At 50.2% G+C, this 6,027-nt stretch carries 2 tRNA genes and 3 rRNA genes; all 5 read left to right on the top strand.

From position 1 onward, the window contains the following. Positions 1 to 539 precede the first annotated feature (539 nt). Positions 540 to 2,072: ribosomal RNA gene (locus ACIROW_RS24040) — 16S ribosomal RNA — on the top strand. 116 nt (positions 2,073 to 2,188) lie between these two features. Continuing rightward, positions 2,189 to 2,265 (top strand) — tRNA-Ile (locus ACIROW_RS24035). 9 nt (positions 2,266 to 2,274) lie between these two features. Next, a tRNA-Ala gene (locus ACIROW_RS24030) sits at positions 2,275 to 2,350 on the top strand. A 284-nt stretch (positions 2,351 to 2,634) separates the two neighbouring features. Further along, positions 2,635 to 5,510: ribosomal RNA gene (locus ACIROW_RS24025) — 23S ribosomal RNA — on the top strand. 145 nt (positions 5,511 to 5,655) lie between these two features. Beyond that, positions 5,656 to 5,768 (top strand): 5S ribosomal RNA (gene rrf / locus ACIROW_RS24020). The 16S, 23S and 5S rRNA genes sit together here with 2 tRNA genes alongside, the layout of an rRNA operon. Positions 5,769 to 6,027: the final 259 nt, after the last annotated feature.

The following is a 6,027-nucleotide window of genomic DNA, read 5'->3' as shown; positions in this document are numbered from 1 at the left end:
AAAATTATTTACGGTTGCAAATCCAGAGCTGGAGCGGGTTTGCGGGGAGGTGGATTAAAAAGTTTAAATAATTTTTCAAAAAGTATTGCACGGATGGGAAAAGCTTTGCTATAGTTCGCCTCCCCGCTGCAGAGCGACGCAGCAAACAGCAAGACGCAGCGCGCCGGAGGTGGGGAAAAGGCAGTAAAAAAGGTTTCAGGAAGTGAGAAGTTGGTAGTAAAAATTTTTAGTGAAGCGTTAAAAAAGTAGTTGACGCAAATTAAAAAACACTACATAATCTCGTTTCTCTGCTGCTGACAAACAAAACGATTTGTCAGCGACGCAAACAGCACTTCGGTGCGGTGCGAAGCAGAAAAGGTTCTTTAAAAATTAACAGTCGATAAGTGTGGGCGTTTAATGAAGTGCGACAGACCTTCGGGTCTGGAAACTTTAAATATTTTTAAACGCTCACGAAGAAATATAGGTAAGAAATTATCTGTCAGTATTTTGAGTGAGTGACCGATTCGAAAGAATCAGCCAGCAATGGCAAAACAGAGATTGAACTGAAGAGTTTGATCCTGGCTCAGATTGAACGCTGGCGGCATGCCTTACACATGCAAGTCGAACGGCAGCACGGGAGCTTGCTCCTGGTGGCGAGTGGCGAACGGGTGAGTAATATATCGGAACGTGCCCTAGAGTGGGGGATAACTAGTCGAAAGATTAGCTAATACCGCATACGATCTACGGATGAAAGTGGGGGATCGCAAGACCTCATGCTCATGGAGCGGCCGATATCTGATTAGCTAGTTGGTGGGGTAAAAGCTCACCAAGGCGACGATCAGTAGCTGGTCTGAGAGGACGACCAGCCACACTGGAACTGAGACACGGTCCAGACTCCTACGGGAGGCAGCAGTGGGGAATTTTGGACAATGGGCGCAAGCCTGATCCAGCAATGCCGCGTGAGTGAAGAAGGCCTTCGGGTTGTAAAGCTCTTTTGTCAGGGAAGAAACGGGTGAGGTTAATACCTTTGCCTAATGACGGTACCTGAAGAATAAGCACCGGCTAACTACGTGCCAGCAGCCGCGGTAATACGTAGGGTGCAAGCGTTAATCGGAATTACTGGGCGTAAAGCGTGCGCAGGCGGTTATACAAGACAGATGTGAAATCCCCGGGCTCAACCTGGGAATTGCATTTGTGACTGTATGGCTAGAGTGTGTCAGAGGGGGGTAGAATTCCACGTGTAGCAGTGAAATGCGTAGATATGTGGAGGAATACCGATGGCGAAGGCAGCCCCCTGGGATAACACTGACGCTCATGCACGAAAGCGTGGGGAGCAAACAGGATTAGATACCCTGGTAGTCCACGCCCTAAACGATGTCTACTAGTTGTCGGGTCTTAATTGACTTGGTAACGCAGCTAACGCGTGAAGTAGACCGCCTGGGGAGTACGGTCGCAAGATTAAAACTCAAAGGAATTGACGGGGACCCGCACAAGCGGTGGATGATGTGGATTAATTCGATGCAACGCGAAAAACCTTACCTACCCTTGACATGTACGGAATCCTGAAGAGATTTAGGAGTGCTCGAAAGAGAACCGTAACACAGGTGCTGCATGGCTGTCGTCAGCTCGTGTCGTGAGATGTTGGGTTAAGTCCCGCAACGAGCGCAACCCTTGTCATTAGTTGCTACGAAAGGGCACTCTAATGAGACTGCCGGTGACAAACCGGAGGAAGGTGGGGATGACGTCAAGTCCTCATGGCCCTTATGGGTAGGGCTTCACACGTCATACAATGGTACATACAGAGGGCCGCCAACCCGCGAGGGGGAGCTAATCCCAGAAAGTGTATCGTAGTCCGGATTGGAGTCTGCAACTCGACTCCATGAAGTTGGAATCGCTAGTAATCGCGGATCAGCATGTCGCGGTGAATACGTTCCCGGGTCTTGTACACACCGCCCGTCACACCATGGGAGCGGGTTCTGCCAGAAGTAGTTAGCCTAACCGTAAGGAGGGCGATTACCACGGCAGGGTTCGTGACTGGGGTGAAGTCGTAACAAGGTAGCCGTATCGGAAGGTGCGGCTGGATCACCTCCTTTCTAGAGTGCGCATGATTTAAGCGCTCACACTTATCGTCTGTTAGTAAAGAAGAACAGTTATATCGGTTGCGGCGGCGGCATAGTCTGCTGGCTGACTGCTGATTACTGATCCAAGCGGGTCTGTAGCTCAGCTGGTTAGAGCACCGTGTTGATAACGCGGGGGTCGTTGGTTCGAGCCCAACCAGACCCACCAAAGAGTTTCGGGGGTTTAGCTCAGCTGGGAGAGCACCTGCTTTGCAAGCAGGGGGTCGTCGGTTCGATCCCGTCAACCTCCACCAGAAACATCAAACCTAAGTCGCATGCATGAGCATGTAGATTTAGGTTTGGTCTTTTAGTGATCAATAGCTGTTTTTGTTCTTTAACAATCTGGAAGAAGTAAAGAATTCGTCAACGACGAGCGCCAGGATTTCGATCCTTGTGCAAGAAGTTGATGGGTGTGATTGTATCAATCAAAGTATTACGAAGTGATCTTAGCAATTAGAAGACTTACTTTGGCAATACGGCAAACGCTAAACTCAAAAAACTCTATAACGATCTCTCGGAAGAGAGGCTAACGTTATAGGGACAAGTGAATAAGTGCACATGGTGGATGCCTTGGCGATTACAGGCGATGAAGGACGTAGTAGCTTGCGATAAGCTGCGGGGAGCTAGCAAACAAGCTTTGATCCGCAGATTTCCGAATGGGGAAACCCACCCTTTATGGGTATTGCATACTGAATACATAGGTATGCAAGGCGAACGCGGCGAACTGAAACATCTAAGTAGCTGCAGGAAAAGAAATCAACCGAGATTCCCAAAGTAGTGGCGAGCGAAATGGGACCAGCCTGCAAGATTTAGCACCATTGATAGTAGAACGGAATGGAAAGTCCGGCCATAGAGGGTGATAGCCCCTTATACGAAATCAGTAGTGTGGAACTAGGCTTGCGACAAGTAGGGCGGGACACGTGAAATCCTGTCTGAACATGGGGGGACCATCCTCCAAGGCTAAATACTCGTAATCGACCGATAGTGAACCAGTACCGTGAGGGAAAGGCGAAAAGAACCCCGGAAGGGGAGTGAAATAGATCCTGAAACCGTGTGCATACAAACAGTAGGAGCGGACTTGTTCCGTGACTGCGTACCTTTTGTATAATGGGTCAGCGACTTACATTCAGTGGCAAGGTTAACCGAATAGGGAAGCCGTAGAGAAATCGAGTCCGAATAGGGCGTTCAGTCGCTGGGTGTAGACCCGAAACCAAGTGATCTACTCATGGCCAGGTTGAAGGTGCGGTAACACGCACTGGAGGACCGAACCCACTAATGTTGAAAAATTAGGGGATGAGCTGTGGGTAGGGGTGAAAGGCTAAACAAACTTGGAAATAGCTGGTTCTCTCCGAAAACTATTTAGGTAGTGCCTCAAGTATCACCATCGGGGGTAGAGCACTGTTATGGCTAGGGGGTCATCGCGACTTACCAACCCATTGCAAACTCCGAATACCGATGAGTGCGAGCTTGGGAGACAGACGTCGGGTGCTAACGTCCGGCGTCAAGAGGGAAACAACCCAGACCGCCAGCTAAGGTCCCAAAGATTGGCTAAGTGGAAAACGAAGTGGGAAGGCTAAAACAGTCAGGAGGTTGGCTTAGAAGCAGCCACCCTTTAAAGAAAGCGTAATAGCTCACTGATCGAGTCGTCCTGCGCGGAAGATGTAACGGGGCTAAGCCAGTCACCGAAGCTGCGGATATCAATTTATTGATATGGTAGGAGAGCGTTCTGTAAGCCTGCGAAGGTGTCTTGTAAAGGATGCTGGAGGTATCAGAAGTGCGAATGCTGACATGAGTAGCGATAATGGGGGTGAAAAGCCCCCACGCCGTAAGCCCAAGGTTTCCTGTTCAACGTTCATCGGAGCAGGGTGAGTCGGCCCCTAAGGCGAGGCAGAGATGCGTAGCTGATGGGAAGCAGGTTAATATTCCTGCACCGTCGTTAGATGCGATGGGGGGACGGATCGCGGAAGGTTGTCCGGGTGTTGGATGTCCCGGTTTCTGTATCAGAGAAGGCTGTTAGGCAAATCCGGCAGCGTAATTCAAGGGTATGGGACGAGCGAACTTGTTCGCGAAGCAATCGGAAGTGGTTCCAAGAAAAGCCTCTAAGCTTCAGTCTAACGAGACCGTACCGCAAACCGACACAGGTGGGCGAGATGAGTATTCTAAGGCGCTTGAGAGAACTCGGGAGAAGGAACTCGGCAAATTTGTACCGTAACTTCGGGATAAGGTACGCCCTAGTAGTTTGACTGGCCTGCGCCAGGAGGACAAACGGGTTGCAATAAAAAGGTGGCTGCGACTGTTTAATAAAAACACAGCACTCTGCAAACACGAAAGTGGACGTATAGGGTGTGACGCCTGCCCGGTGCTGGAAGATTAAATGATGGGGTGCAAGCTCTTGATTGAAGTCCCAGTAAACGGCGGCCGTAACTATAACGGTCCTAAGGTAGCGAAATTCCTTGTCGGGTAAGTTCCGACCTGCACGAATGGCGTAACGATGGCCACACTGTCTCCTCCCGAGACTCAGCGAAGTTGAAATGTTTGTGATGATGCAATCTACCCGCGGCTAGACGGAAAGACCCCATGAACCTTTACTGTAGCTTTGCATTGGACTTTGAACCAATCTGTGTAGGATAGGTGGGAGGCTTTGAAGTAGGGACGCCAGTCTCTATGGAGCCAACCTTGAAATACCACCCTGGTTTGTTTGAGGTTCTAACCTTGGTCCGTTATCCGGATCGGGGACAGTGCATGGTAGGCAGTTTGACTGGGGCGGTCTCCTCCCAAAGTGTAACGGAGGAGTTCGAAGGTACGCTAGATACGGTCGGACATCGTGTTGATAGTGCAATGGCATAAGCGTGCTTAACTGCGAGACTGACAAGTCGAGCAGGTACGAAAGTAGGACATAGTGATCCGGTGGTTCTGTATGGAAGGGCCATCGCTCAACGGATAAAAGGTACTCTGGGGATAACAGGCTGATTCCTCCCAAGAGTTCATATCGACGGGGGAGTTTGGCACCTCGATGTCGGCTCATCACATCCTGGGGCTGTAGCCGGTCCCAAGGGTATGGCTGTTCGCCATTTAAAGTGGTACGTGAGCTGGGTTTAAAACGTCGTGAGACAGTTTGGTCCCTATCTGCCGTGGGCGTTGGAAGTTTGAAGGGGGCTGCTCCTAGTACGAGAGGACCGGAGTGGACGAACCTCTGGTGTATCGGTTGTCACGCCAGTGGCATTGCCGAGTAGCTAAGTTCGGAAGAGATAACCGCTGAAAGCATCTAAGCGGGAAACTCGCCTTGAGATGAGACTTCCCGGGGGTTTAACCCCCCTAAAGGGTCGTTCGAGACCAGGACGTTGATAGGTCAGGTGTGGAAGCGCAGTAATGCGTTAAGCTAACTGATACTAATTGCCCGTGCGGCTTGTCCCTATAACATTAGCTGTTATAGCTTTAGAGTTTTACCGTGTTTGCCATGATCGGCATATCACACCCAAAGATAAAATTTACTTCTTCCCAGATTGCGTTGTTTGGCCATCCTAGCTCCAATTGGACCCAAGCAACACTACAAGTTATGCCTGATGACTATAGCAAGTTGGTACCACCCCTTCCCATCCCGAACAGGACCGTGAAACGACTTCGCGCCGATGATAGTGCTGCAACCAGTGTGAAAGTAGGTCATCGTCAGGCTATTAATTAAGCTTAAGCCCCATACCATCAGGTGTGGGGCTTTTTGCTGTGCGCTTCATTTGTAAATCACCCCTCTGCACCAGCAATTCCTCCGCAATTGCTCCTCTAAAAAACCAACTGCCGCCTTCGCCTTACCTCTCAAGGCACGTTCGCTAAGTCCCCTATCTCTTCTTTTACGTCCCCTGTCTCACCGCTTTTACCTCCATTGCGCTACTGAACACCAATAGCGGATCAACTTCAGCCACGGCTTGCTCATGCC

It is taken from the genome of Herbaspirillum sp. NPDC101397, assembly GCF_044767325.1.
Taxonomy (GTDB): domain Bacteria; phylum Pseudomonadota; class Gammaproteobacteria; order Burkholderiales; family Burkholderiaceae_D; genus Herbaspirillum.
This window is presented reverse-complemented; position numbering and strand designations above follow the sequence as displayed.